Annotated in this window: 21 protein-coding genes, 1 tRNA gene and 1 pseudogene; 16 read left to right on the top strand and 7 right to left on the bottom strand. The window is 57.4% G+C overall.

Annotated elements, in window-relative coordinates; all coding sequences use genetic code 11:
• Window positions 1-2 precede the first annotated feature (2 nt).
• Window positions 3-1,400: a tyrosine-type recombinase/integrase gene (locus tag H8S62_RS04835; protein WP_207723469.1), complete on the top strand. Its 1,398-nt coding sequence runs from the start codon at window positions 3-5 to the stop codon at window positions 1,398-1,400.
• Window positions 1,401-1,453: 53 nt separating this feature from the next.
• Here H8S62_RS04835 and H8S62_RS04830 read toward each other — a convergent pair whose 3' ends face one another.
• On the bottom strand, window positions 1,454-1,606 hold the full coding sequence (locus H8S62_RS04830) for a hypothetical protein (RefSeq protein WP_186918661.1): 153 nt from the start codon (window positions 1,604-1,606) through the stop codon (window positions 1,454-1,456).
• 206 nt (window positions 1,607-1,812) lie between these two features.
• Here H8S62_RS04830 and H8S62_RS04825 point away from each other — a divergent pair.
• The 4 genes and pseudogenes from H8S62_RS04825 (at window position 1,813) to H8S62_RS04810 (ending at window position 10,377) form a co-directional block, all read left to right on the top strand.
• Window positions 1,813-4,958, top strand: a pseudogene (locus H8S62_RS04825) (DEAD/DEAH box helicase).
• A gap of 23 nt (window positions 4,959-4,981) precedes the next feature.
• Window positions 4,982-5,302 (top strand): nucleoside triphosphate pyrophosphohydrolase, encoded by a 321-nt coding sequence (locus H8S62_RS04820; RefSeq protein ID WP_186918660.1) that lies wholly within the window; start codon window positions 4,982-4,984, stop codon window positions 5,300-5,302.
• Between the two features lie 54 nt (window positions 5,303-5,356).
• Entirely contained in the window at window positions 5,357-7,633 is a 2,277-nt protein-coding gene (locus H8S62_RS04815) for a DEAD/DEAH box helicase (RefSeq protein WP_186918659.1), read from the top strand.
• Between the two features lie 26 nt (window positions 7,634-7,659).
• The gene (locus H8S62_RS04810; protein ID WP_186918658.1) at window positions 7,660-10,377 is read left to right on the top strand and encodes an AAA domain-containing protein; all 2,718 of its coding nucleotides are present in this window, start codon (window positions 7,660-7,662) and stop codon (window positions 10,375-10,377) included.
• Window positions 10,378-10,677: 300 nt separating this feature from the next.
• Here H8S62_RS04810 and H8S62_RS04805 read toward each other — a convergent pair whose 3' ends face one another.
• A complete protein-coding gene (locus H8S62_RS04805) occupies window positions 10,678-10,839 on the bottom strand; it encodes a hypothetical protein (protein ID WP_186918657.1) in 162 nt (53 codons plus the stop codon).
• Window positions 10,840-10,938: 99 nt separating this feature from the next.
• Window positions 10,939-11,112 carry a hypothetical protein gene (locus tag H8S62_RS04800; protein ID WP_186918656.1) on the bottom strand — a complete coding sequence of 58 codons (174 nt, stop codon included), beginning with the start codon at window positions 11,110-11,112 and terminating at the stop codon, window positions 10,939-10,941.
• 758 nt (window positions 11,113-11,870) lie between these two features.
• Between H8S62_RS04800 and H8S62_RS18655 the strand changes: the two genes are divergently transcribed.
• The 6 genes from H8S62_RS18655 to H8S62_RS04770 all read left to right on the top strand — a co-directional run bounded on the left by H8S62_RS18655 (window position 11,871) and on the right by H8S62_RS04770 (window position 15,477).
• Window positions 11,871-12,377: a transposase gene (locus H8S62_RS18655; RefSeq protein ID WP_186918759.1), complete on the top strand. Its 507-nt coding sequence runs from the start codon at window positions 11,871-11,873 to the stop codon at window positions 12,375-12,377.
• A 235-nt stretch (window positions 12,378-12,612) separates the two neighbouring features.
• Window positions 12,613-13,071 carry an RNA polymerase sigma factor gene (locus H8S62_RS18650; RefSeq protein WP_423788661.1) on the top strand — a complete coding sequence of 153 codons (459 nt, stop codon included), beginning with the start codon at window positions 12,613-12,615 and terminating at the stop codon, window positions 13,069-13,071.
• The gene (locus H8S62_RS04785; RefSeq protein WP_186918654.1) at window positions 13,068-13,781 is read left to right on the top strand and encodes a DUF4367 domain-containing protein; all 714 of its coding nucleotides are present in this window, start codon (window positions 13,068-13,070) and stop codon (window positions 13,779-13,781) included. Before H8S62_RS18650 ends, H8S62_RS04785 begins: the two co-directional genes overlap by 4 nt.
• A gap of 90 nt (window positions 13,782-13,871) precedes the next feature.
• The gene (locus tag H8S62_RS04780; protein WP_186918653.1) at window positions 13,872-14,225 is read left to right on the top strand and encodes a hypothetical protein; all 354 of its coding nucleotides are present in this window, start codon (window positions 13,872-13,874) and stop codon (window positions 14,223-14,225) included.
• A 32-nt stretch (window positions 14,226-14,257) separates the two neighbouring features.
• Entirely contained in the window at window positions 14,258-14,902 is a 645-nt protein-coding gene (locus tag H8S62_RS17920) for a hypothetical protein (RefSeq protein ID WP_243255354.1), read from the top strand.
• Between the two features lie 17 nt (window positions 14,903-14,919).
• Window positions 14,920-15,477: a hypothetical protein gene (locus H8S62_RS04770; RefSeq protein WP_186918652.1), complete on the top strand. Its 558-nt coding sequence runs from the start codon at window positions 14,920-14,922 to the stop codon at window positions 15,475-15,477.
• Window positions 15,478-16,153: 676 nt separating this feature from the next.
• Here the strand turns inward: H8S62_RS04770 and H8S62_RS04765 are convergent.
• Window positions 16,154-16,229, bottom strand: a tRNA-Pro gene (locus tag H8S62_RS04765).
• Window positions 16,230-16,565: 336 nt separating this feature from the next.
• Between H8S62_RS04765 and trmB the strand changes: the two genes are divergently transcribed.
• Entirely contained in the window at window positions 16,566-17,249 is a 684-nt protein-coding gene (gene trmB, locus H8S62_RS04760) for a tRNA (guanosine(46)-N7)-methyltransferase TrmB (protein WP_186918651.1), read from the top strand.
• 52 nt (window positions 17,250-17,301) lie between these two features.
• On the opposite strand, the gene H8S62_RS18295 is transcribed toward trmB, so the two are convergent.
• On the bottom strand, window positions 17,302-19,332 hold the full coding sequence (locus H8S62_RS18295; RefSeq protein WP_186918650.1) for an FAD-dependent oxidoreductase: 2,031 nt from the start codon (window positions 19,330-19,332) through the stop codon (window positions 17,302-17,304).
• A gap of 418 nt (window positions 19,333-19,750) precedes the next feature.
• Between H8S62_RS18295 and H8S62_RS04750 the strand changes: the two genes are divergently transcribed.
• On the top strand, window positions 19,751-20,632 hold the full coding sequence (locus tag H8S62_RS04750) for an AraC family transcriptional regulator (protein ID WP_186918649.1): 882 nt from the start codon (window positions 19,751-19,753) through the stop codon (window positions 20,630-20,632).
• A gap of 65 nt (window positions 20,633-20,697) precedes the next feature.
• Here the strand turns inward: H8S62_RS04750 and trhA are convergent, their stop codons facing one another.
• A complete protein-coding gene (gene trhA, locus H8S62_RS04745; protein WP_243255352.1) occupies window positions 20,698-21,447 on the bottom strand; it encodes a PAQR family membrane homeostasis protein TrhA in 750 nt (249 codons plus the stop codon).
• 189 nt (window positions 21,448-21,636) lie between these two features.
• Here trhA and H8S62_RS04740 point away from each other — a divergent pair, with 189 nt between their 5' ends.
• From H8S62_RS04740 to H8S62_RS04730, 3 genes are all read left to right on the top strand, one after another.
• Window positions 21,637-22,179, top strand: a complete 543-nt coding sequence (locus H8S62_RS04740) for a ferritin-like domain-containing protein (protein ID WP_155147860.1) — start codon at window positions 21,637-21,639, stop codon at window positions 22,177-22,179.
• Window positions 22,180-22,511: 332 nt separating this feature from the next.
• Window positions 22,512-22,757: a helix-turn-helix transcriptional regulator gene (locus tag H8S62_RS04735; RefSeq protein WP_186918648.1), complete on the top strand. Its 246-nt coding sequence runs from the start codon at window positions 22,512-22,514 to the stop codon at window positions 22,755-22,757.
• Between the two features lie 323 nt (window positions 22,758-23,080).
• Window positions 23,081-23,464 (top strand): hypothetical protein, encoded by a 384-nt coding sequence (locus H8S62_RS04730; protein ID WP_186918647.1) that lies wholly within the window; start codon window positions 23,081-23,083, stop codon window positions 23,462-23,464.
• Window positions 23,465-23,808: 344 nt separating this feature from the next.
• Here the strand turns inward: H8S62_RS04730 and H8S62_RS04725 are convergent, their stop codons facing one another.
• Complete coding sequence (locus H8S62_RS04725) at window positions 23,809-25,326, bottom strand: aldo/keto reductase (RefSeq protein WP_186918646.1); 1,518 nt, start codon at window positions 25,324-25,326, stop codon at window positions 23,809-23,811.
• Window positions 25,327-25,373: the final 47 nt, after the last annotated feature.

Raw genomic sequence — 25,373 nt, 5'->3', positions numbered from 1 at the left:
GACTGCGCAAAGATGGGCGCTGGGAAGGGCGGATCGTCGTCGACTACGATGACAACGGTTATCCCAGGACCAAGAACGTCCTCGCCAAAACAAAAAAGGAGTGCCTGGAAAAGCTCCAGGCGCTCAAGGAATCCTGCGGTGGAACAGCGTCGGCAAAGGTGCAGCCCGAGATGCTTTTCGGAGACTGGCTGGGCTACTGGTTTGAGCATCACTCCAAGCCCAAGCTCCGCCCCACCACAGAGGCGGGCTACGAGAGCCGCATCCACCTGCACATCATCCCTGCGCTGGGGAATATCCCGCTGAACAAGCTAACACAAAACGATTTGCAACAGTTCTACGCGCAGCTTAAAAAGACGGGGCGTAAACGCTTTACCGACCTTTACGGCGAGGGGCTGTCCGACAGGATGGTCAGAATGTGCCACGCCACCTGCCGCACCGCGCTGGAAAAAGCGGTGCAGGAAGGGCTGATCCGCACCAACCCCGCCATCGGCTGTAAGTTGCCGCCCAAGAAGGCACGGGTGATGCAGGTGCTGGACCGGGAGGAACTCCAAAGGTTTCTCATCCAGGCCAAGGCGGAGGGCTACTATGAGCTGTTCCTCCTGGACTTGGCCACCGGTCTTCGGCGTGGCGAGCTGATGGCGCTCCAATGGGACGACCTAGACTTCAAGACCGGCGTGCTGAATGTGAATAAGCAGATTTACGATGTGAAAGGTGAACTCCAGCTCAGCACGCCGAAAACTAAGACCTCCATCCGCAAACTGACTCTGCCGCCCGCAGTGGTAGAGGTGCTGAAGGAGTACCGGGAGACGGTGGACTCCCGGTGGATGTTTCCTTCCCCGGTGAAGGAGGACTGCCCCATGACCCCCTGTGCGGTACGCAGGCGGCTCCAGCTCATTCTGGAGCACGCTGAATGCAAGCATGTGCGCTTCCATGATTTAAGACACACGTTCGCAACCCTGTCCCTGCAAAACGGCATGGACGTGAAGACACTCTCGGCCATGTTGGGCCATGTGTCCGCAGCCACCACGCTGGACATCTACACCCACATCACGGACGATATGCGGCACACAGCCGCCGTCAACATTGACCGTGGAATCGGTAAGGGGGTGGCATCAGAGGAGGAAGTGGAGCCATCCACAGCCCAACCGGAAGCACCGCGAATGACCGACTTCAAGCCCTATATAGGGAAAAAGCGCAAGCCCGGCACCGGCTGCGTCAGCGAGATCAACGACCACCTATATGAGGGAAGGTACTCTCCCATGTGGCCCGACGGTAAGAAGCACGCCCAGAACGTCTACGCCAAGACCCGTGAGGAATGCGAGGAAAAGCTAAAAGAACTGATTGTGCAGATGAAGGCGGAGATCGCTGAAGCAAAGAAAAAGGCGGCGGAAGGGAAATAAGAAAAACACGCGGCGATGATAGTTTAAATCATCGCCGCGCGCCTCTCTTTAAATTACGATTGCCTGTCCATCAGGAGCTGGAATATCTGCTTGTTGGTCTCACTGTCCCGGTAGAACAGACAGTAGGGCAAGTCGTTCGTGGCCCCCTGCACAAAGACGGAGACGAAAATAGATACGGTTTTGTTGATGATTGTGATTGTGGACATAGTACTTCCTGCTTTCTGTATCGGACTAATTTTATCGTACCGCAGAAAACGTGCGTTTGACAATCTAAATGGTCTCACATGCAGAAGCGCGGCAGAACAAAAAAGCCCCCCAGGAAACTCCCGTGTTTTTCCTGCAAACAGCTTGCCTCAGGGCACGGCAGCGGATATACTGGTAGTAAATCGGAAACGAGAGAGAAGGTCCTGCCATGCTCCACCCCGGCCTCTACGAACAGGTCATTAACAACGCCCTGAACCGCGAGCTTGCGGGGATCCCGGAGGCTCGCAAGGCCGTCGCACCCATTGACAAGGCAGAGGCGTCCAAGGTGCTGGCCCAGTACCTCGCGGACGTAGTGCAGAAGGGCCTGGACAATGTGCTGGACAACGGCGGGGACCTCCCCACCCAAATAAGCTTGGCGAACCAAATCGTTGACCTGATACAAAATACCACGCAGGAAGTTAACTTTGCCGCGCTGGGCGTTGACCAGCGGGCAGAGCAGCTTTTAGCCCTTTTGCGGGAGCAGGATCCTCGGCTGGCAGTAGGCAAAACCGCTGCCGACCTGAGCCGCCCGGAGACCTCCATCGCCCAGAGCAGTCTATTCACTGGAGCCATCCACGAGCCCCAGATGTATACCGAGCTGAAAAAGGAGATCGTCTCCGCCGACCGTATCGATATGCTGGTATCCTTTATCAAGTGGAGTGGCCTGCGGCTCATTATGGACGAGCTGCGGGAATTTACCCAAAACGGCGGCGAGTTGCGGATCATCACTACCTCCTACATGGGCGCCACCGATGTGAAGGCGGTGGAGGAGCTGCGTGCCTTGCCCAACGCCCGCATCAAGGTCAGCTACGACACCAAGCGCACCCGGCTCCATGCCAAGACCTATGTGTTCTACCGGGACACCGGCTTCACCACCGCCTATGTGGGCTCCTCCAACCTGTCCAACGCCGCTATCTCCAGCGGCCTGGAGTGGAACATGAAGGTCACCCGGCGGGACCTGCCCGAGACCATCAACAAAATCGCCGCCACCTTCGAGAGCTACTGGAATTCCAGCGAGTTTGAGTACTACGCCGAGGACCAGAAGGAACGGCTCGCCTGGGCACTGAAGGCTGAGAAGTACTGCGATGCCGACCACGCCGACGTCTATAATATGGACATCGCGCCCTACTCCTACCAGTGGGGAATTTTGGATAAGTTGGAGGCGGAACGAACCGTCCGGGGCTACACCCGCAACCTGGTGGTGGCGGCTACCGGAACCGGCAAGACGGTGATCTCCGCCTTGGACTACAAGCGGTTTTGTAGACAAAATCCTGGCCGACCCTGCCGCCTGCTCTTCGTGGCCCACCGGGAGAAGATTCTGCGCCAGAGCCTGTACAGCTTCCGGGCGGTTCTGAAGGATGCCAACTTCGGGGAGCTGTTCGTGGGCAGCTACAAACCGGAGAGCATTGACTATCTGTTTCTCTCCATCCAAACCCTCAATTCCCAGGACTTCACCGCAAAGACTGCCCAGGACTTCTACGACTATATCGTGGTGGACGAGTTCCACCACACGGCGGCGCCGACCTATCAGAAGCTGCTGGACTACTACCAGCCCATGCTTCTCCTGGGTCTCACCGCCACCCCGGAGCGCATGGATGGCAAGAGCGTCCTGCCCTATTTCCACAACCGCATCGCCGCCGAGATACGCCTGCCGGAAGCCATCGACCGCAAGCTGCTGTGCCCCTTTCAGTACTTCGGCGTCACAGACACAGTGGACCTGGACGCCCTAAAATGGAGTACGACAAGGGGGAGCTGTCCAACCTCTATACCCTCAGCGGAGCCGTGTCAGAGCGCCGGGCGGACCTGGTGGTATCCTCCCTGCTGAAATACGTCACCGACCTGAACGAGGTGAAGGGCCTGGGCTTCTGTGTGTCCATTGCGCACGCGGAATTCATGTGCCGCTATTTCAATGAGCACGGCATCCTCTCCATCTTCCTCAGTGGGAAGTCCTCCGATGAGGAAAGAAAGACCGCCAAGGGGCGGCTGGTGGGCGGCGAGGTCCACTTTATCTTCGTGGTGGACATCTACAACGAGGGCGTGGACATCCCGGAAGTGAACACGGTGCTGTTCCTGCATCCCACCGAGTCCCTGACCATCTTCCTCCAGCAGCTGGGTCGCGGCTTGCGGCTCAGCGAGGGCAAGGACTGCCTGACGGTGCTGGACTTTATCGGTCAGGCCAACAAGCGCTACAACTTTGAGGATAAGTTCGCCGCCCTACTCAGCAACACCACCCGCAGCGTAACCCGAGAGAGCAAGGACGGCTTCGTCTCCGCCCCGAAGGGCTGCTACATCCAGATGGAGAAAAAGGCGGCCAAGTACATTTTAAACAATATCCGGACCTCCTATGGCAACACCGCCGGGCTGGTGGCCCGAGCGGCCAACTTTACAGAGGACAGCGGTCAGGCACTCACCCTGTCCAATTTCCTGGACTACTACCACCTGGACCCACGGTCCCTCTATAAATTCGCCACCTTCTCCCGCATCTGTGCCCGGGCGGACGCGTGGGAGGACTTTGCGGAGCCGTTGGAGGACACCTTGACCAAGGCGTTCTCCAAGTTGGGCGTCATTGACTCACGTCGATGGATCGCCTTCTTACTGGACTTACTGCCCCGGCTGGGCGACGTGGATTTCTCCAAATTGAGCGAGGTGGAGAAGCGGATGCTCCAGATGTTTTATGTCACCACCTGGGGGAAACCGGTGGAGGATTGGGCGAACGATGAGGTGCTGGGTAATCTGCACGCCCTCTCCCACAATCCGGTGTTGCTGGGCGAGCTGCTGGACCTGCTCCGCTACCAGTATGAGCAGAGCGACTTCATCGACGAGCCGGTTGAGCTGGGCTTCGACTGCCCCTTGGATCTCCACTGTACCTATACCCGGGATCAGCAACTGGTGGCGTTGGACTTTATGAAACCTACCACCGTCCGGGAGGGTGTGAAGTGGCTGCCAGAGAAAGGCCTGGATGTGTTTTTTGTGACGTTGAACAAGGCGGACAAGGACTATTCGCCCACCACCATGTACAAGGACTACTCCGTCAACGAGAGTCTGTTCCACTGGCAGAGCCAGAGCACCACGGCGGTAGACTCACCCACTGGACAGCGGTATATTCACCACCGGGAGCGGGGGAGTAAGGTACTGCTGTTCGTCCGGGAGTTCAAGTCTGACCGGATTACCGGCGGCGCGGCGGCTTACACCTTCTTGGGAACGGCGAACTATGTGAAGCACGAGGGCAGCCGTCCTATGAATATCACCTGGAGGCTGGACCGGCCCATTCCGGCGAAGTTCTTGAAGAAGACAAATAAATTGGTGGTGGGATGAGGAGATATTAAGGAGGATGAAGGATGCCTGCTAAAAGCTATCATAAGCTGGTTCGTGACCGCATCCCCGAGATCATTGAGGCAGACGGCAAGACCTGTATCTGCAAAACGCTCTCCGACGAAGACTATCTGCACCTGCTGGATGAGAAATTGAATGAGGAACTTGCCGAGTACCAGGAGAGCAAATCCCTGGAGGAGCTGGCCGACCTGCTGGAGGTCATGTGGGCCGTAGTGAAGGCCCGGGGTTGGACGCTGGAAGACCTGGAGCGAGTTAGGGCAGAGAAGGCCGCCAAACGGGGCGGATTTGAGAAGAAGATTCTGCTGAAAGAAGTATTGGAGTGCTGAGATGCCAAGCGCAAACGAACAAAATTTTCATCAAACAAAGCTGAGGTGACCCCCATGCCCGCCTACCGCTCCGCCTCGGGCAGCAGCGCCGAGGATCTGTTTATTGAGCTGTTCTGCGATGCCTTCGGCGCCGAGAAAGCCGGCTATCTCTACTCCCAGTATCCCTTCTCCGACATCTACCAGAACAGCCGGTTCGCCGATTTCCTGATCGAGACTGGTGGGCGGAAGGTGGCTATCGAGATTGACGACGAGGCCTCCCACAACCCTAAACTTGTTTCTCAGAACAAATTCTACGACGACCTGCTCAAGCAGAACAGCATGGTTTACCTGGGCTGGGATGTGTACCGCTGGGCGGTGCGGCAGATGCAGCGGCAGCCGGAGACGGTGAAGGACGAGCTGCGGGTATTCCTGGGTCAGCACCCCAGCTTCCGCGAGATCGAGGACTATCTTCCCACCCAGCGGGGTAAGGCCCTGGACGGCTCCCGGCTGGAGCTGAAGGAGCACCAGAAGGAGGCGCTGCACTCCCTGGAGGAGATGCGCTGCCGCTTTGAGACCATCGCCCTGCTGTACCACGCCACCGGCACCGGCAAAACAGTGACCGCTGTTATGGACGCCAAGCGGTTTAATAAGCGAACCCTATTCCTGGCCCATACGGTGGAGCTGGTAGACCAGGCGACGAAAACCTTCCGGACACTGTGGCCCCAGGCCTCCGTGGGCCGCTATGTGGAGAGCGTGAAGCAGGGGAATGCCTTTGTGGTCTGCGGCAGCATCCAGAGCGTGGCCCTGAATTTGGACAAGTTCAAGCTGGATGACTTCGGCTACATCATCGTGGATGAGGCCCACCACGCTTCCGCGGATACATACCAGAAGGTTCTGGCCTACTTCACGCCGGAGTTCACCCTTGGCCTTACCGCTACCCCGGAGCGGGCCGATGACAAGAACATCCTGGACATTTTCAAAAACACCGCCCACAAGCTGGACATCCAGACCGCTGTGGAGATTGGGGAGCTGGTGCCGGTGCGGTGTATCTGCATCCACACCAATATCGATCTTACCAAAGTCCGCTTTAACAGTGTCCAGTATAACATTCGGGATCTGGAGAGCAAGATCTACGTCCCCGAGCGTAACCAGCTCATTGTGGACACCTGGCTCCAATATGTGAAGGACAAGCGGACGGTAATTTTCTGTGCCTCTGTGAAACATGCCCAGGAGATCGCCGGGCGGCTCCACGACGCGGGGGTGACCGCTGAGGCCGTGTCCGGCGAAATCAAAGCCAGCGACCGCCAGGAGGTGCTGGCCCGGTTTGAACAGGGCGAGACCAAGGTCCTGTGCGCTTGCGACCTGCTGAACGAGGGCTGGGACTGCCCGGCCACCGAGGTACTGTTCATGGCCCGGCCCACCTTGTCCAAGGTCCTCTACACCCAGCAGTTAGGCCGGGGGATGCGGTTATCCCCGGGCAAGGAGAGCCTGATGGTGTTCGACTTTGTGGACAACGCCAATCAGTACAACATGCCCTATTCTATGCATCGGCTGTTCCGGCTGAAGGACTACCAGCCCGGGGCGCTGGTGCTGGGCAAAAAGGGGCAGAAGATGGCGGAACAGGGACTCTATGACCGTGGCGAGCGTCCCGACGCCCTCATCGATTGGCCGGTGGATGCCCTGGACTATGAGTTGGTGGATATTTTCAACTGGCAGGAGGAGGCCGCTGGAATGCTCTCTCAGCTGGAGTTTGTCCGCCGGGTGGATGTGCAGACGGAGACTATTGAGCGCTATGTCCGGGAGGACCTACTGGTGCCCGACCTGGTGGTGCCCATGAGCGAGCACCGGACCTTCAAGTATTTCAGGGAGGAGACACTCCAGAAATGTGCGGAACAGTACGGCTGGACCCTTATCGACGACTCCAACCGCAAAGATCTGTTCCTGGACATGGCTCGGCAGATGGACATGAGCTACTCCTATAAGCCGGTACTGCTGAAGTCCGTGCTGATCTTCGCCGACGAGAAGGGCCGGGTGAAGCTGAGCGACATCGTCACCTACTTCCGGGAGTTCTACGAGGCCCGCCGGGCCGCCGGCCTGGTGGTGGAAAAAGCCAATAGCATCTACGCCAAGGGCGGCTACACCGACGCCCAGGTCCAACGGAACATCCTGTCAAACCCATTCAAGCGTTTTGAGGACATGCAGATGCTCTACCACACCAAAACCCTGGGTGTAATTCAGGTGGACGAGTCGGTGTGGAAGAAGCTGACCCAGGAGGAAAAGCAGGAGATCGAACGTATCTGTGATGAAAAGTTAGAAGAGTACTACCAACGATTTAACACCGTGGGATCATAATAAAGTGTATGGGAAGGGAAACGGCGATGGAGGATACGCGGCATCTGATTCTGATTAACGGCCAAGATAAGACAGATTCTGTCGCCAGCTACCGTTTCCAGGACGGCATATGCGAGGTGGTTTTTACCGGCTCCCCCAAGCCCTACCACTACCGCGGAGGCAAGGTGCAGGTGTTGGCGGTACAGCGGCGGATCGACCCGGCGGGTCAGATTATTGTTGTGAACGGAGCAGCCATTCCGCAGGTGGAGGAAATTTTGGACTTTGGCCCCTTTTACCGGCTCCGCCTTAACGGGAGAAAATCCCTCACCTATCCCAAAGCCCAAGTGGAGCTCCAGAAAAACTGCCTGGCGGACGTGGAGCAGAAGGAAATCTTTGATTATTTCAAAGAGACGGCGGCGACAGTCAGCCTGGTGTCGGAAAATGGACAGAACATTTTACAGATGCAGTATGAGCGTTGCAAGGACGTCCTCGACACTACCGTGCTCTCCTGCTATCTGGATTTACAAAAACCTCCGGCAGAGCGCACCCCGCCAGAGGTCGTAATCTACCCCTTTGGCCTAAACCAGAGCCAGAAAACCGCTGTGGAAAGTGCTCTCTCCTCCCAGGTCAGTATCATCCAGGGCCCGCCGGGCACCGGCAAGACTCAGACCATTTTGAATATCATTGCCAACGTGGTCCGCGCGGGCCAGACGGTGGCGGTGGTCTCAAACAATAACTCCGCTACCCTGAATGTAGCGGAAAAGCTGGAGAAGAAGGGACTCTCCTTCCTAACTGCGTTTTTGGGGAGCCGCGCCAACAAGGACCGCTTTCTGGAGGGTCAAACCGGCCGATATCCCGACATGGCGGAGTGGGTGCTGGAGCCGGAGGAGCAGGCGGCGCTGGACCAGGAGGTCACCGCCCTATCAAAAGAGCTGAGCGAGATGCTGAGCGCCAAAAACCGCATCGCCGCCATAGAGCAGGAGCTGCTGGAGCTGACCCCGGAGCAGCACTACTTCGGCGAATACTATGCCACCTATGGACAGACGCCGCTGGAACAGGTCCAGGGTCTTTCTAGCCAGAAAATTTTATCCCTCTGGCTGGAGTATGAGCAGCATGCGGAGCGGGAGAGCAGGCTGGGACTGCTGCAAAAACTCTCCATCCTGTTCCGCTTCAACCGCTCCGCGCTGAAGGTTTTTCTGCAGCGGCCAGAGCTGGTGATCCCCTATCTCCAGCGGCAGTTCTATGTGGTCCGGCGGCAGGAGCTGACCCAGGAGCGGGCCCGGTTGGGGCGGAAGCTGGCCGACTACGCCTTCGACGCCAAAATGGAGGAGCTGACTGAGAAGTCCCTGCGGTTGTTCCAAGGCGAGGTGAGCGGCGCCTTTCCGTGGCGGGAGGCGCGCCGCCGTTTTGAGCTGCGGGATTTCCGCGGTCATTCGGGGGACTTCAACCGGGAGTACCCGGTAATCCTCAGCACCACCTATTCCATCCGGGGAACCCTGAGCTTTGAACACGTCTATGACTATCTCATTGTGGATGAGGCCTCCCAGGTGGACCTGGCCACTGGCGTGCTGGCTTTTTCTTGTGCAAAGAATATTGTCATTGTCGGAGACCTCCAGCAGCTTCCTAACGTGCTGGACGGACAGAACCTCCGGGACAGCGAGGGCGTCTGGACACACTATGACCTCCCCGAGGCCTACCACTTCTCCGTCCACAGCCTGCTTTCCTCGGCACTGGCGGCCTGGCCGTATGTGCCCACCATTCTTCTGCGAGAGCACTACCGTTGCCACCCCAAGATTATCAATTTCTGCAACCAGAAGTTCTACGGCGGCAAGCTAATCGTCATGACCAAGGACAGCGGGGAGCCGGACGTACTGACCATGTATCACACCGCCCCCGGAAACCACGCCCGGGGCCACCTGAACCAGCGGCAGATCGATGTTATCCGGCAGGAGGTTCTGCCCCGCCTGGCGGAAAGGGGCTATGAGAGCAGCGGGATCATCACTCCCTACAAAGACCAGGCTGCAGCCATCCACGCCCAGCTGGGGGATTTGGAGGTGGCCACCGTCCATAAGTTTCAGGGCCGGGAGAAGGACGCCATCGTCCTGACCTCGGTAGACAATGTGATCGGTGAGTTCGTGGATGACCCCCGGATGCTGAATGTGGCGGTGTCCCGGGCGGTCAAGTCCCTGACCGTGGTCACCTCCCAGGACCCACGCAACGACGGGACAAACTACGGCGATCTGGCCCGGTACATTCAATACAACAACTGTGCTGTGGTGGAGAGTGCTGTCTACTCTGTTTTCGATCTGCTCTACCAGGGCTACGCCCAGCAGCGGCGGGAATTTCTGCAAAAGCACCGCCGGATTTCGGAATATGATTCAGAAAATCTCCTCTATACCGTAATCGAGGGGGTCCTCCAGGAGATAGAGTTTACCTCCGTAGCCTGCGCTGTCCATGTTGCGCTGGTGAATTTGGTGAAGGACTACTCTGGGCTGACGAAAGATGAGGCCGACTATGCCCGTAACCCATTGACCCATGTGGATTTTCTGCTTTTCCGCAGGATGGACAAGTCACCTCTGCTGGCGGTGGAGGTGGACGGCACAGCCTTCCACGCTGCAGGCTCACGGCAGGCAGGGCGAGACCAGAAAAAGGATCGGATTTTTGGTGTGTGCGGCATCCCGCTTTTGCGCCTGCGGACGGACGGGAGCGGAGAGAAGGCCAAAATCGAGCAGGGGCTGCGCTCGGCATTATCGGCAGGACACTGAGCGGAGAAAGGAATAATACTGCTTTATATAAGACAGAGGGCGTACCGTATGCCACAAATGGATTAAATCCACGCATGCACTGTCAAAGGGCGTAATCAATTCTGAGATTAAACCATCTATTACATAGGATGGATAGATTAATACAAAGGCCTACTGGACAATTTCGGATGCTGGTATGTTTAAAGAATAAGGACTGTGCCATTACCGTTGTTGTTAAACAGTTGACCAATTGCACAAGATCTGCATCTCTATCGTCAAGTTAGGGCCACCAGTTATGCGGATGGCCCTAACTCTTAAAGTTTATGATCGCGTCTCCATTAGAAGCTGGAGTATTTGCTTGTTAGGCTCGCTGTCCCGGTGGAGCAGGCAGTAGAGCAAGTCGTTTGTGGCCCCCTGCACAAAGATGGGAACCAGCTGAGCGGTGAGAAACCGCTGTTTCAGACGCAGGTTGAGCGTCTCCATGTATGTTTCCCCGGCCGCCAATGCGCCGGTATAGGTCCGTCAGCTAAGGGATGTCGCAGTTATCACCAATCCTGCTCTCCGTCGCCCACAGAAAGTGTTTTACCGCAAGGCCCCCTCCAGGAAAAGGGAGAGATAGCTGCCCAGTAAGTACCCCTGTCTGCCCAACTTCAAGCGGATGTCCCCCGCCAGCATGAGAAGGGACTGGAGCGTCTCGCCGGCGGCGGCCGGGGCGAAGCGCCCGGAGAACCCTTCGTGTGTCTCAAAAATGTTCATCGTATCCCGACCTTTCAGAAAGAGTCGGGAATTTCCCGTATCGTCAAAAGCGTATGCAAAGGCGAGGGCCTTACGCCCCGGAACCCATGCACGCGCAAAGGTTTATACTTGTGCCGCCGCGACAAAAGCGGTATATTGACCATGTCGTGGCCGTTTTGCGGTTGTGCTGGGTGGGTAGAACACCTTAGCGCGGGGCTGGTGTGCTGGAACACATCAGCCTGCCATGACGTTTTTTTATGTCGGGGAAAATCTCGCAACTCTGAACAGGCAGCAAGTCAAGTCATCTTTCCAGATGAAAATCTGCGCAGCAATAAACAAAGAGGTGAGGAAGGATCTTGTGCTAAACCGTTTTTATGTGTTAAACTCCGTTTCATTTGCTCTTTAAAACTCTTTGATCACAGTGTTTTCGTTTGTTCCAAACGGTACTGTGGCTATTTATGTGGTCAAAATGCTTCTCGCTCAGCGGACAGCATCGCAGAGCAAGGAGCATTTTGCATTCCACCACATCACTTTTTTAACTCTGAAATGTTGAATGCCTGCCTGATGGATTTTGAGATGCTATGCTCTAAATTTGCTGGAGTGAAACAAAGAAAGAGCTGGGAGCTTGGTGTATTGATATGCTCCCCTTGAAGTAGACAGTAGAAAGAACAAAACCACTGAAAACGGAGAGGGGAGTTTTTTCATGCCACAAAAGTCGAAGTATTCTCCAGAAGAAAAAATTAGAATTGTTGAGGCCTACCTAAATCAGGGAATAAGCACTGCGGCCCAAGCGGCTGTACCTCAACGACGGCGGGCTATTCTGGGAATACTGGGCAGACAGACGGGACTGTGCCTGCTGTCCGCTGCGGGAAAAGTGCCTGAGCAAGACGGACAAGGCAGGGGCGCGGAAGGTGCAGGACAGCTATTTCAAGCACTCCGTTCAGCGGCATTTCTACAGGCGATGGGAGCCGGAGTACCGGGAGGCGCTGAAGAAGCGGCAGATTTGGTGCGAGGGCACCTTTGCCGCCCAGAAATGGGGGCAGAACTTAACACGCGTCTTGCGACGAAGCTTTAAGGCAGCGGAGGATCACTGTCTCTTGTCTGCGACCGCTTTGAACCTAAAAAAGGATGATAAGATGCTTAGCTTGACGCATAGGGGCGTCTTTTTTGTTGCCCTTACAATCCTATCGCTGCTGATTCGCCGCTTTGTCAACAGCCCCACCATGGCCAGAAGTGCCGACAGGTTTGGGGACACCCCAACAAACATTTTCGCGGCGCGAAAATAGCAAGTGTATAGACACTCCCCTGCTTGCCGATCCAGTCCGGAATGACTACTCATGCGTTCCTTGCTAATGGAAATAATTGAATAATACCTTTACTAGGGATTGAAACTAAATGAAATGTCTGCTAATATATATAACCGATATATTTAGTATGGATTTAAAATAAACGAGGTGGCCATTTATGTTGATTTATTTTCAAATGATAGACAGCACAGAAAATTGACTTAAGTTTGAACAAATTTACACTACCTATCGGCCTCTCATGTTCCGCATTGCCAATGATATACTCCACAATGAACAGGATGCTGAGGATACTGTTCATAGCGCATTTATCAAAATCGCAGAAAACATTGCAAGAGTCGGAGAGCCTCTGTGTCCAAAAACGAAAAGCTACGTCGTTATTATAGTTGAGCGAAAAGCAATCGACTTGTACCGGCAGCGGCAAAGACATGGAACCATAAATTTTGATGATGAAATCAGTGGGATATCCGTCACGTATGAGGGTGACAACGCTTTGACGGAGTGCATTTTAAAGCTCCCGGCCAGATATCGACAGTTCATTCTTCTGAAATACCATCATGGCTATACCGTTCATGAAATTGCGAAGATATTTGGTATTTCCCATTCAGCCGCAAGTAAGCTTGACCAACGCGCAAAAAGTAGACTGCTTGACAGTTATATGGAGGCGGTTAAATGATCCCCGATGAAATACTATGCCGGGCAGCGGCAGAGGCGGATATGGCCCTGCTGGAAAGTTTGCCGGATGTGAAAGCAAATGACTATGTCTTTTCCATCGGATTTGAACGCAAGATGAAAAGAATATTACGCAGGGAGGCACATCCCACCCGGTATAGACTCTTAAAGATGGCGGCTTGCCTGATATTGACTGTTTTCCTGAGCGGAAGCGTCGTACTGCTCGTCAGCGCGGAGGCGCGGGCAGCGGTTTTCGGATGGGTGCGGGATATATATGAATCCTATTTCGTTTATTCCTACACAGGATCGGAAACGGAGCTTCCAGATGGCGTGGTCTACCATCCGGGCTGGCTTCCGGACGAGTACCATGCAATCGTGATGTCTGAACCCGATGGTCAGGTCATCAATGTTTATGAAAATAACGAAGGTGCTTTCATCGTCTTTACCTATTCATTTAATATCGAATCGTCAGCCGTATATGTGGAACGGGAGTATTCAGACGTTCTGCAGGTTGTTGTCGGAGAAATACCCGCCGACCTCTATTTGGATCGCGAGGCTGAAAATTCGGATGTCCTCGTTTGGACGGATGAGGATAGAGGCGCTATCTTTAGTATCTCAGGCCATCTTACCCAGGACGAATTCATCAGAATGGCGGAAAATATACAAGCGGTTCAGGCAGGGAAACAAAACCACCCGTTCAATCAAGGCAGCTAAATAATTTTTTAAGAATATTTTTTTAGCAAGTGTCCAAATTTGCCATCCCCCATCGTTATAGTGAGTATAAAAGACGAGGGGGTGATTGAGGTGAAAAAACAATTCTTTATTTTGGCACTTGTCTTGGCGGCGCTCCTGGCGCTTCCGGCTTTTGCGCTCTCTCCGCGCGTTGTGCAGACTTCTCCGAGGATCTCATTCAATGGTACGATGGCGAGCTGCTCTGTTGTCGTGACAGGAAATCAGTCGAAGGATAACATTTCCATCGTGATGAAGCTTTGGAACGGCGGTACCTGTGTCAAGACGTGGGAAGCGAAAGCAACCGGCTATCTGTATGCCAAGGAATCCGCTGCGGTTGTCAGCGGAAAGACCTACTCGCTGACAGTAGATGTCACAATCGACGGGAAAGCTCTGCCGACTGTGACGACTTCCGGCACATGTAAATAGGGATCAATTACAAATTTGAAAAAGTGAGGGACATGAAAATGTGTAAAAGAATGATTGGTATCGCGTTGATTCTTATTATGCTCACAAGCACATCCGTTTTTGCCATCGACGTTCCCCCGCAGGATTCTGCCTCGTTCCGGCAGGAAGAAAGTATGCGCTACTCCGACGGCGAGGGGCGTATCTACACCAACATTGATGGTGAAGTTTATCAAGTCATCGAGGTGACGGATGAAAATTCCTTTGTGGTGACCGACCCCGCACTCATCGCCCAACTCAATGGCTGGAGCTTTGGCGGAGCAACCGTGTACTCTCCTTCCTATGGTCACGATTTGACAAGAGGCAGTTATACCTCGTTTGTCAATCTGGCTCTTGGCGACTGGAGTTCTCCCACTTTGAAAAGAGACGGCTTTGCCAACACCTTAATCAAGACATCTCTGACGAAAACCTACAACGTTACCTATTTTTATTACAACGAGATTGACCAGGTTTGGAGAGGAATTGGAGTACCAAGTGTAAATATTAGCAATACAACTGGGCGTTTGTTTGCGCACGGAAGCGCAGGCAAAGGCGGCATAATCAGCCGTTGCATAGTGACCTTTGTGGCAATGAACCCGTGGAACTTCTCTGTTACGATTTCGGGGGACAATTCCTATACCAGTCAGCCTCCGCTTACCTAATAGGAGAGTGAATCATCGTGCCTGGAATACACAAGAAAAAGTGGCTGCTTGCCGTTTTAACCACTGTGCTTGTCCTGCTTGTCGGCGCGGCTATCTTTGTTGGATACCGTTATAACAATCCAAAGACGATCCTCTACACAGAGCAGTACACCTATACGATGAAGGATGACCAGGAGGTTTATTTGTCACGCATCCCGCAAGTATATGTGGAATCGCTCATTCCAAACGTTAGATTTTATCCAAAGTCGTTGCACGAGGTTTTTGCAAGGCTTACGGACGATTCTATGCAGCATTGGGCCGATCTCACAAGGCGGTATAATTTCCATTTGAACCTCGATTATGCACTTGAGCAGGAAGCGGGGCAATTGACCGTGACCTATATGGGCTTTGGGAAGCTGCGCGACGGCACGGTAGAGGCGATTGATATCAAAGATACCTACCCCTTGTTTCGTTATGAAGACCATACGTCCGGCGCATGGGACGCGCCAACGCCTTCTGAGGTAATCCGGATAACAGAGTGGCAAGACCCTGCCCATGTGATTGATCCGCAGTGGCCGGAGGATTCAGCCGAATAGCCCAGACGTGAAGAGAACTAAAGATGCAGTACTCCCTTAAACAGGAGCGTCGGTTTTAACTGGCGCTCCTGTTTTTATCCCCCCATCTTCTGTCCACCGTATCCAGAGGTGCGCTTCGGCTGCCCCGGGTGCCGCTCCCCGCCTCCATTTCTGATTTCTCCGGTCCCCCGCGCAAATCAGAAATGGAGGCTGCACCAATGACCATTATCTACTTGAAACGGTATTACCCCCACCTGGGGAGAGCACCCCTGTCAAAGTCCCGGACGAGATTGCCGACCCCCTCTCAGACCAAGAGAGGGTCATACCCAATGATCAGACCATGACTACTTTCCAGGACAGAAACGCTGGAGCCGCAAGGCGACTTAAGAAAGAAACCAGGTCAGTCGTGGCAAGAGCCTCGGCTGACCTGGTTTCGCTGTCTATGGGCAACATTTGGTCATAACGTATCTACCCAAAATCTGCGTGTTAAGTTTGTTCTGTAAATGAACCTGTTTACGGGATAATTGGCAACTTTCAACCGGAGTAATCAGCGGCTGCCTCTCCAATATGGTGTTGCGCTGACACAAACAAAGAAAAGGCTGGATTTAACAACCTTCAAAAATGCGGGCAGACGATAATATAAAACAGAACTATTTATGATAAAATCCCTCTGAAAACAACGGTTTCAGAGGGATTTTGGTCCGAGTAGAGAGACTTGAACTCTCGGCCTCACGCTCCCAAAGCGCGCGCGCTACCAACTGCGCTATACCCGGATATTTATTTTTTTAGTTTTCGATTTTTTGCTGTCTGTGGTCAAAGCTGTGGTCAGATGCAATTTTGAGGCGCTTTTCAAGCAACGGTTAAATCCCGCAAGTGACCGTGTCCCAAAGGCTTCCGGCATTTCGGCTCCGCCCGCCCCGGATAGCGGCACGGCACTCCCAAACCAGGCGCGATACCAACTTCGCTATACCCGGATATTTGCCGGGCGGGGCGCGCCCCGACAACGGCTTTCCTAGTATATGATAGATGGCGGGAAATTGCAAGTGCTCTTTACACAAAAGGTGCGTATATGGTATGATACTAACGATTTTTAAGCGAGGTGCGAAACTATGAGAATGCGGAAAAAGCCCAACCTGATTCCCCGGATGGAGCGCTGCGAGGCCTGCCTCATCCGGGATGCGGAAACGCACCGCGGCCGCTGGCGGGAGTTGAAGCCGGACGCGGCGCAGCTGCGGCTGGAGCTGGGCTGCGGCAAGGGCCGCTTCACCGCCGAGACGGCGCAGCAGCACCCGGACGTCCTCTTTGTTGCGGTGGAGCGGGTGCCCGACGCCATGGTGATCGCCATGGAGCGGGTGATGAAGCTGGGGCTGACCAACGTCTTTTTCGTGGACGGGGACGCGGCCAGGCTGTCCGACTACTTCGGGAGCGGCGAGGTGGATCTCATCTATATCAACTTTTGCGACCCCTGGCCCACCAACCGCCACGCCAAGCGGCGGCTGACCCACGTAAACTTCCTCAAGAGTTACCGCGCCGTTCTGCACGAGGGGGGGCAGATCCACTTCAAGACCGACAACAGCGGCCTATTTGAGTGGTCCCTCACCCAGTTCCCGCCCGCCGGGTTCGCGCTGAGCGAGGTGACCCGGAACCTGCATGAGCACGGCGTCCGGGGGATTATGACCGACTACGAGGAGAAATTCCACAACCTGGGCACGCCCATCAACCGCTGCGTGGGCACCATGGGGGAGCTGCCGCCGGAGGAAGAGACGGCGAAGGCTCCCCGGGAGGAAACGTAAAAAAGTCCGGGACCGCCAGTGGGCGGTCCCGGACTTTTTTACGTTTTCCAGGTTATGCCGCGGCCTGCTCCAGGCACTTCACCACGGCGTCGCGCAGGCGGTTGGTGGTGAGGGTGGCGCCGGAGACGGCCTCCACGTCGGGGGAATTGCCGGCTACCATCTCGTCGGGCAGGGTCTCCAGGGCCTTGCCGCCGATGGAGGGGGTCTCGTGGCTGTCCACGACGTCCACCGCCGCGAGCCTGCCGCCGGCGATGGTGACGGAGACGGTGAGCTCGCCCTCCTGGCCGTCCACGGTGGCCTCGTAGGCGCCGTCCTTCAGGGGGGTGCTCATGTCGAAGGAGGGGGCGGAGGGGGCGGCGCTCTTGGTCTCGAAGAGGGAGGCGTCCAGCAGACTCGCGGCGGGGGCCACGGTGTAGCCGGAGGCCAGGGGAGTGGTCATGGCGCTGCGCCCGGCCAGGCGGCCGAAGGTGATGGCGCCCATGACGCCGGTGCCGCCGGAGACGAATTTGCCCCAGACGCCGCCCACCACCTCGCCGGAGGCGAAGAGGCCGGGGATGGGGGTGCCGGACTGGTCGAGGACCTGCATATCGGTGTTGGTGGTGATGCCGCCCAGGGTCATGACGCAGAGGGCGCGCAGGGGGATGGCGTAGAAGCGGTCGCCCTCAATCTTGTTGACCGCCAGCTTGAAGGTATTCATCTGATCGTCGTAGGTGCGGCCGAACTCGTCGGTCCCGCCGGCGTCGACCTGGGCGTTGTAGGCCTCCACGGTGGCCTTGAGCTTGTCGGCGGGGAGGCCGGCCTTCTCGGCCAGTTCCTCCAGAGAGCCGGCCTCCACCACCACGTGGCGGCCCATGGAGTCCTCGCCGCCGAACATGAGGTCGTACATCATGGAGCCGCCCGCGGCGCGCAGATCCTCCACAATCTTGTCGGTAAAGACGTCGTACTGGATGGCGTCGGGCTGGAGGGTGAGGGCCTCCTCACGGGCGGCGTTGTTGGGGTCCTGCTCGTTCTCAAAGCGCTCGCCGTTCTTGTTCACGGTGATGCCGCCGGCCTTCCAGGTGTAGGTGGAGGCGATGGTGCCGGTGGTGGGGTCGCTCTTGCTGACAAGGCCCATGGGGAAGATGGGAATGGCGCTCATGGAGTCCTCGTTCAGCGCGCCGCCCACCTTCTGCATCATCAGAAGGCCGTTGCCGTCGGCGGTGGAGGGGCCGCCCACCAGATAGGAGCCGCCGTACTCGGCGTACTGGGCCATCATGGCCTGGTTGCCGGAGTAGCCGCCGGTGGCGACGATGACGCCCCTGGCCGCGTCGTACCGGGTGCCCGCGCCGCCGTCGTGCACGCCGACGACGGTGAGGACCTGGCCCTGGTCGTTGGCGGCGAGCTCCACGGCCATGGTGTTGAAGACAACCTGGATCTTGGGCTCGGCCTTCACCATGCCGTCCAGAATCTCGTGGGCGGCGGACTTGTAGTTCTCGGCATCCTCGGGCTTATATTTGTAGGTGCGCTGGACGGAGTAGAGGTCGTGCTCGGGGGCGAAAACGGCCCGGCGGCCCTCCTTGTCCGTGTTGCACTTGTTGTCGGAGAGGCCGTTGGCGTAGAGCCACTCGAAGGCGGCGGTGTCCTCCTCGACGAAGGCGCGGATCATTGCCTCGTCCACCTTGCCGCCGAACTTGGTGCCGTTGCGGATGATGTCCTGGACGAAGAGCTCCTTGGAGTCCTCGATGCCGTCCTCCTTCTGGATGGTGGTCTCGGCGGCGGACATGGAGCCGTTGGTGTAGTTGAGGGAGCCGCCTGTGCGGGCGGTGCGCTCCAGAATAATGACGCTCTCGGCGCCGTTCTCCACGGCCGTCAGGGCAGCGGCCAGGCCGCTGCCGCCCGCGCCGATCACCACCACGTCGGCAGTCTGGGTGTCGTCATAGGCGGTCTGGATGGGGGAGGCGGCGGACGCGGTGGGAGTGGCGGAGGGCGCGGCAGGCGCCGGGGAGGGGGAGATGGAGGGCGCGGGGGCGGCGCCGCAGCCGGCCAGCAGGGACAGGGCCAGCGCGCCGGAGAGGGCCAGAGACAGGGGCTTTTTCCAATTCATAGCGTACGCTCATCCTTTCGGGCTGTCTTTTTCCTTCTGTACGTTACCAGTATAATGTTAATTAATAAATTAACAATTGGGATATCAGGACTGTTTTTGTGATTTTCAGAACCGGGCGCTTGTTTATTTCCGGACAGGCCGGTATAATCAGACTAGAAAAACAGCGCCGGGGCCCAATGCCATTCAGTTAAGTGTACCGCCTCCTTTCGTTTTTCAATAGGAGTATCAGCCCCTGAACAGGGGATTCTTTGTCGGCGTACCCGCAAGGGGCATGCCGCATCCGTAAGGCGGCAAAGCCGCCGACGGCTGTGCTGTGCACACCGGCGAAGAATGACAGATTCAGGTAGAACGTATGCGGAAGGCCTTTACTGAATGACGTTGGGGCGGGGAGCCGGCAGAAAGCGGAGGAGGGTGCGCGATGGCGGAGAGACGGCCCATTCAGCTCCTGGAGCGGGACCTGCTCAGCCAGCGGCTGGAGCAGTTTGACTATACCATTCTGGCCTTCAACCATTGGAAGCAGTGGAAGCCCCGACTGACCCGGGACAACGTGCTGAGCAATTTCAAGCTGGTCATCATGGCGGCGGGCCGCAGCCGGGTGACGGCGGGGGACGTGGTGCGGGAGGCGGGCAGGGGGGATGTGCTGCTCTTCGCGCCCTTCGTGCGCAACCGGGTGGAGTGCGTCAGCGAGGAGAATGTGGAGCTCTACTACCTCTATTTCGACCTGCTGCCGATGGAGAAGCGGTCGGACTTCACGGCCCTTTTCCAGTGCCGGGAGCTGAACTGCTGCCCGGGACTGATTCCGGAGCACGTCTTTCCCCAGCTGGAGCGGAGCCTGAGCGCGGCGCGGGGGGAGCGGCCCGGCGGGTATTTCTCCGCGAAGCTCCTGCTGCTGCACACGCTCCTCAATCTGCTCCAGGCGGAGGCGGAGCGGGGCGTGGCGGTGCCGGAGCGCGCCGCCGCCACCGCCGCCGGAGAGGCGCTGGTCAGCCGCTGCATCGGCTACCTGGACGCGCACATGTCGGAGAATGTGTCGGTGGGCGACCTGTGCGGGGAATTCGGCGTATCCCAGAGCTATTTGAGCAAGTGCTTCACCAGGGCGGTGGGGAAGTCCACCAAGGAGTTTATTGTCGCCTACAAGCTCCGGCGGCTGGAGCAGGAGCTGAGGTACGGGGAGTCGTCCATGAAGGCCCTGGCCGCCCAGTACGGCTTCCCCTCCGAGTACGCCTTCAGCGTGGCCTTTAAGAAGTACTACGGCGTGTCCCCCCTGGGGTACCGCCGGGGACAGCGGGGCGGAGAATAGAATCTGACGGGGACAAAAACCCCGGGGGTATCCCAGAATTGGGATACCCCCGGGGTTTGGTTTGCTCAAAGAAAGCAGATGACCCGGTACATGAGGAAGAAGTGGCAGACGCTGCCCAGGACGATGAACACGTGGAAAATCTCGTGGCAGCCGAAGCGGGGATTGTCCCGGCCCGGCCACTTGAGGGCGTAGAGCACACCGCCCACGGTGTACAGCACGCCGCCGGCCAGAAGCCAGAAGAGGCCCTTCCAGCCCACCACGCGGTAGAGCGGGTAGACGGCGATGACGGCCATCCAGCCCATAAAGATATAGATGGCGGCGGTGAGCTGCCGGGGCATATTGATCCAGCCCATCGTCAGGGCGCTGCCCGCGATGGCCAGGGCCCAAATAACCCCGAAGAGGACCCAGCCCCAGGCCCCCTGGGTGCGCAGGGCCCCCAGGCAGATGGGGGTGTAGGTGCCCGCGATCAGCAGATAGATGGAGGTGTGGTCATACTTGCGCAGGGCGATGCGGCCGTGGACCCCGGTACGCAGGCAGTGGTAGAGGGTGCTGGCGGTGTAGAGACCGATCATGGACGCGCCGTAGACGGCGAAGGAGACGATGCGCCAGGCGTCCAGCCCCAGGGAGACCGCCCGCACCAGCAGCAGGACGGCGCCCAGCGCACCCAGGACCGCGCCCGCGCCGTGGGTGATGGCGGACCAGGGCCGCAGGCCGTCGTAGGGGTCCCGGCCCTTCTCCTGGGGGCGGCGCTCCGCCCGGGCCCCGGCGCGGAGGCGGTGGTCGGAACGGGGGTAACGCATCATGCTCTCATCCATTAAAAATCACCTTGTTCATTGTTTTCGGTGTGGTCAGTATACCACCTAGTATCGGAAGAAGTCAATATAAAAATGATAAAATATAATATCAAAAATTAGATTCAAATTATTTCCTGTCCGCCGCGTATGGGACAATGCCGTGGGCGCATAGGGTAGGGTGAAAAACCAACCTGTCAAGGAGGGCGGAACATGGAAGAGGAGAGATGCGGCTTCACGGCCTACCACGCGCAGGCGCCGTACCCGGCGGTGCAGGCGATGGGCCGCAACCAGAGGTATGCCGAGGCGATGCTGGGCAACATCGGCAGCGCCAATTCCGAGATGTCGGCGGTGGGACTGTACTTTTACGACCATCTGGTGACGGCGGAGATCCCCGAGGTGTCGGAGGTCTTCCACAAGGTCTCCATGGTGGAGATGCGCCACCTGGAGATTTTCGGCACCCTGGCCCGGCAGCTTGGAGCGGACCCACGGCTCTGGTGCAGGCAGGGGGGGCGGTATACCTGGTGGACGCCCGGCTTTCTGCATTATTCCCAGAAGCTGGGGCCTTTACTCCAGGTGGCCATCCGGGATGAACAGGCGACCGTCCGCAAATACCAGGAGCAGTGCCGCTGGATCGGGGACCAGAACGTGGTGGAGAATTTGCAGCGGATTATTCAGGACGAGCGGGTTCACCTGGAGATTTTCCACTGCCTGATGGAGAGTTACGGCGGCATAGAGACGAAGCGGAGGCCGTAGGGGGAACGCGCCGGGTAGAGCTAGCTGCAAAATACGCGCAAAACCATCATGACTGTCATTCCCATGCAAAAACGCCGCCCAGGGGCGGCGTTTTTGCATGGGAATCCGCCCTTTTCATGGAGGAACGGATTGCCACGCCAGTGTGTGTACTGGCGCGCAATGACTGCGTGACGGGATCTGTCCATTCTGCCTCGCGCCCTTTGATGTTATGCATTGTTTCTCTCACGCTCCAACAGGGGTGGTGTGATTGAGACGCCCCATATTGGTATTCTCAATCCGTGGTCATTTGAGCCTTGATATCGTACAATAGTAGGCGATTATGAGGTGGTTGAATGGATGCGAGGCAGAGAAAGAAATACCGCATTCTTGGCCTGAATGTTGCCTATTACCGCAATTTAAGAGGACTATCTCAAGAACAACTGGCCGAGCGGTGCGGCCTGGAACGAACTACGATCAGCAAAGTTGAGCAGGCCGCGGTCGGCGCGTCTTTAGACACGATATTTTCCATTTCAGACGCGCTGGATGTAAAGCCGGAGGATCTCTTCTTTTTCAGGGAAGGGATAAAAGAGGGGAAGTAACCAGTGTCATTCAGTGAAGCAATTCCCATCGCCCTGTTATTCAGAACCGGTCCGCGCAGCGGCGGCCCCTCAGACTGGCGCGCCCCAGGGCGGTCTCTCTTGCCCCTTCGGGACAATTCACCTCCAGGAAACCCCTTCAATAGGAGCATCAGCCCCTGAATGGGGGATTCTTCACCGGTGTATCCGCAAGGGGTACGCCGCATCCGTAAGGCGGCAAAGCCGCCGACGGCTGCGCTGTGCGCACCGGCTCTGAATGACAGCTTTCGGGTAAAAGGCACGCTGAAAGCCTTCACTGAATGACATGGGGGGAAGTGACACGTTAAATGGACGACTTCTATATTGATTTTGACCGCGTCGGCCTGGAAATGGAGGCCCTGACCCTGGATTTGTGGGGGTACTGGGCCGCCCGCTACGGGGAACTGCTCGGCGGGGTCCTGGTGGTGCTGGTATTTCTGCTGACTGTGGCCCATATGGACGGCAGCCTCCCCTGGGATAAGGGCTCCTACATTCTGACGGGGGCCGCCTTCGCCGGGTGGCTCGCCACCGTGCTGCTGGCCCGGCGGCGCAGAAACCGGGTACTGGAGCGGGCCGAGCGGCTGATGGGCGAGTGGACGGAGGAGGCGAAGCGGGCCTACTGCTGCCTGCTGTGGAAGCTGGCCGTGCTGCTGCTGACCGGCCACCGGAGAAGACGGTATTCCCCGCGGTGACGCGGACGAAACCCTATATTTTCGGCGCGGGCGTGAGATGCGCAGGCAGGCAGCGTCAGCCGCGTAAGGCTGCTTTACAGTCATACCGGGCCTGGCGCGGCATTCCGTACTTGATCCTCCCCGCCCCTCTCCTGTCCATCGCCTGGGGCAGTGCGGCAACCGGCATAACAAAGCCGGCCCGGTGCGCGACCGGGCCGGCTTTGTTATGACACGCCAACGATTTTTGCCTGGACAGACAGGCGGCAACCGTTTCAGTAAGCGAGAGGGGACAGGCAAAGGCCGTTCTGGAACAAATGCGACAAATCAAAAATGATTACAAAATAGGCTGTCACACAGGCCCGCAGCTAATACCAGTCGTGCTTTTCACCCCGGTCCAAGGCGTTGATCCTCGCCATCTCCTCGTCACTCAGTTCAAAGTCATAAAGCTCCGTGTTCTCCTGGATGTGGTCGGGGTTGCCGGAGCCGGGGATAACCACCACGCCCTTTTGCAAATTCCAGCGCAGAATGACCTGGGCTGGGGATTTATCGTGGGCCGCGGCGATTTCGGAGATGATCCCGTCTCCCAGCAGCTCCGCCGTGTGTCCACGGCCGCCCAGGGGATACCAGCCCTGTACCACGATGCCCAGGCCCTGAATATATGGAATTACGTCGTTTTCCTGGTAGTAGGGGTGTATCTCGTTCTGCACCAGGGCGGGCGTTACAGTCACCTGGGGCAGAAATTCCTCCAGCTCCCGCACATACCAGTTGGACAGCCCGATGGAGCGGACTTTGCCCGCCTCCACAGCCCGTTCCATCGCCCGGTACGCCTCCACGTCGCCCGTTCCAGGGTGGTGGAGCAGCAGCAGGTCGATATATCCGATGTCCAGCTTACGGAGCGCCTCGTCAATGGCGTCCTCCGCATTGGCAAACTGGCTGGGATAGAGCTTGGTGATGATGAAAATTTCCTCCCGTGGAATGCCGGACTCCCGCACCGCCTGTCCGACCTCCGCCTCGTTGCCGTAGATATGGGCCGTGTCGATGAGCCGGACGCCGCGCTCCAGCGCCGCAGTGACGGAGGCGACACAGGTCTCGCCGGTCAGGGAGTAGGTCCCCAGTCCGTTGATGGGCATTTCGTAGCCGCTGTTCAACGTAACGGCCTTCCTTTCAAAGTCGAACGCGATGCCGCCGTCAGGCGGGAGCGTGGGTTCGGGAGAGGGCGCCGCCGTTGGCGCGCCGCTCTTTGGATTCTCCATCCAGCGATATAGCATTACACATACCTCCGCACGCGTGACGGCTTCTCTGGCTGCAAAGCGGTTTCCCGCCCGCCCGGCCGCGATCCCCTGGACCCAGGCCCAGTTTACCGCCGGACGCGCCCAGGCTGAGAGTTCGCCGGTATCGGCAAAGTCCGCCGCCGTCTCGGTCTCAGGGGAGTATGCGTACCGCCAAAGTGCGGTCACAGCCTGCTCGCGGTTGACGGGGTCGCCCGTTCCAAACAGGCCGTTTCCGTAACCGGAGACAACACCCCTCTCCGCAGCCCAGGCGACGGCGTCGGCGTACCAGGCTCCGGCCCGGGTATCCGAAAAGCCGGGGGCGGCAGAGACGGCGGGGCTGCCGGCCAGCCTGTACAGCACGGCGGCAAGCATGGAACGGGTCATGGAGCGGTCGGGGGAAAACGTGTGGTCCGCCGTTCCGCGGACCAGCCCCTGCTCCCGGCAGTACAGGACGGCCTGCGCATACCAGGCGTCGGCGGGAACGTCCGTAAAGGCCGGCGCCGCGGCCACGCCATCTGATTTCAGGGGAGGGGCGGACGGGGAGGCACAGGCGGCCGTTTGCAGCAGCAGGACCGCCAGCAGGCCCATGGACCAAAGTTGATATCCTTTCATATCAGCGCCATCCTTTCTTGAAATGGAGTGCTCTCCGAAAGCCGGGG

The sequence above is a fragment of the Lawsonibacter faecis genome, assembly GCF_014287675.1.
GTDB classification, from domain to species: domain Bacteria; phylum Bacillota; class Clostridia; order Oscillospirales; family Oscillospiraceae; genus Pseudoflavonifractor; species Pseudoflavonifractor faecis.
Note: the sequence above shows the minus strand (reverse complement) of the source record. Positions and strands in the feature narration are given on the sequence as shown.

Bases quoted from the DNA above. Each gene is read 5' to 3' on its own strand.
- H8S62_RS04830 (WP_186918661.1), bottom strand. From the start codon at position 1,606: ATGTCCACAATCACAATCATCAACAAAACCGTATCTATTTTCGTCTCC.
- H8S62_RS04820 (WP_186918660.1), top strand. From the start codon at position 4,982: ATGCCTGCTAAAAGCTATCATAAGCTGGTTCGTGACCGCATCCCCGAG.
- H8S62_RS04815 (WP_186918659.1), top strand. From the start codon at position 5,357: ATGCCCGCCTACCGCTCCGCCTCGGGCAGCAGCGCCGAGGATCTGTTT.
- H8S62_RS04810 (WP_186918658.1), top strand. From the start codon at position 7,660: ATGGAGGATACGCGGCATCTGATTCTGATTAACGGCCAAGATAAGACA.
- H8S62_RS04805 (WP_186918657.1), bottom strand. From the start codon at position 10,839: ATGGAGACGCTCAACCTGCGTCTGAAACAGCGGTTTCTCACCGCTCAG.
- H8S62_RS04800 (WP_186918656.1), bottom strand. From the start codon at position 11,112: ATGAACATTTTTGAGACACACGAAGGGTTCTCCGGGCGCTTCGCCCCG.
- H8S62_RS04785 (WP_186918654.1), top strand. From the start codon at position 13,068: ATGATCCCCGATGAAATACTATGCCGGGCAGCGGCAGAGGCGGATATG.
- H8S62_RS17920 (WP_243255354.1), top strand. From the start codon at position 14,258: ATGAAAATGTGTAAAAGAATGATTGGTATCGCGTTGATTCTTATTATG.
- trmB (WP_186918651.1), top strand. From the start codon at position 16,566: ATGAGAATGCGGAAAAAGCCCAACCTGATTCCCCGGATGGAGCGCTGC.
- H8S62_RS18295 (WP_186918650.1), bottom strand. From the start codon at position 19,332: ATGAATTGGAAAAAGCCCCTGTCTCTGGCCCTCTCCGGCGCGCTGGCC.
- H8S62_RS04750 (WP_186918649.1), top strand. From the start codon at position 19,751: ATGGCGGAGAGACGGCCCATTCAGCTCCTGGAGCGGGACCTGCTCAGC.
- trhA (WP_243255352.1), bottom strand. From the start codon at position 21,447: ATGGATGAGAGCATGATGCGTTACCCCCGTTCCGACCACCGCCTCCGC.
- H8S62_RS04740 (WP_155147860.1), top strand. From the start codon at position 21,637: ATGGAAGAGGAGAGATGCGGCTTCACGGCCTACCACGCGCAGGCGCCG.
- H8S62_RS04735 (WP_186918648.1), top strand. From the start codon at position 22,512: ATGGATGCGAGGCAGAGAAAGAAATACCGCATTCTTGGCCTGAATGTT.
- H8S62_RS04730 (WP_186918647.1), top strand. From the start codon at position 23,081: ATGGACGACTTCTATATTGATTTTGACCGCGTCGGCCTGGAAATGGAG.
- H8S62_RS04725 (WP_186918646.1), bottom strand. From the start codon at position 25,326: ATGAAAGGATATCAACTTTGGTCCATGGGCCTGCTGGCGGTCCTGCTG.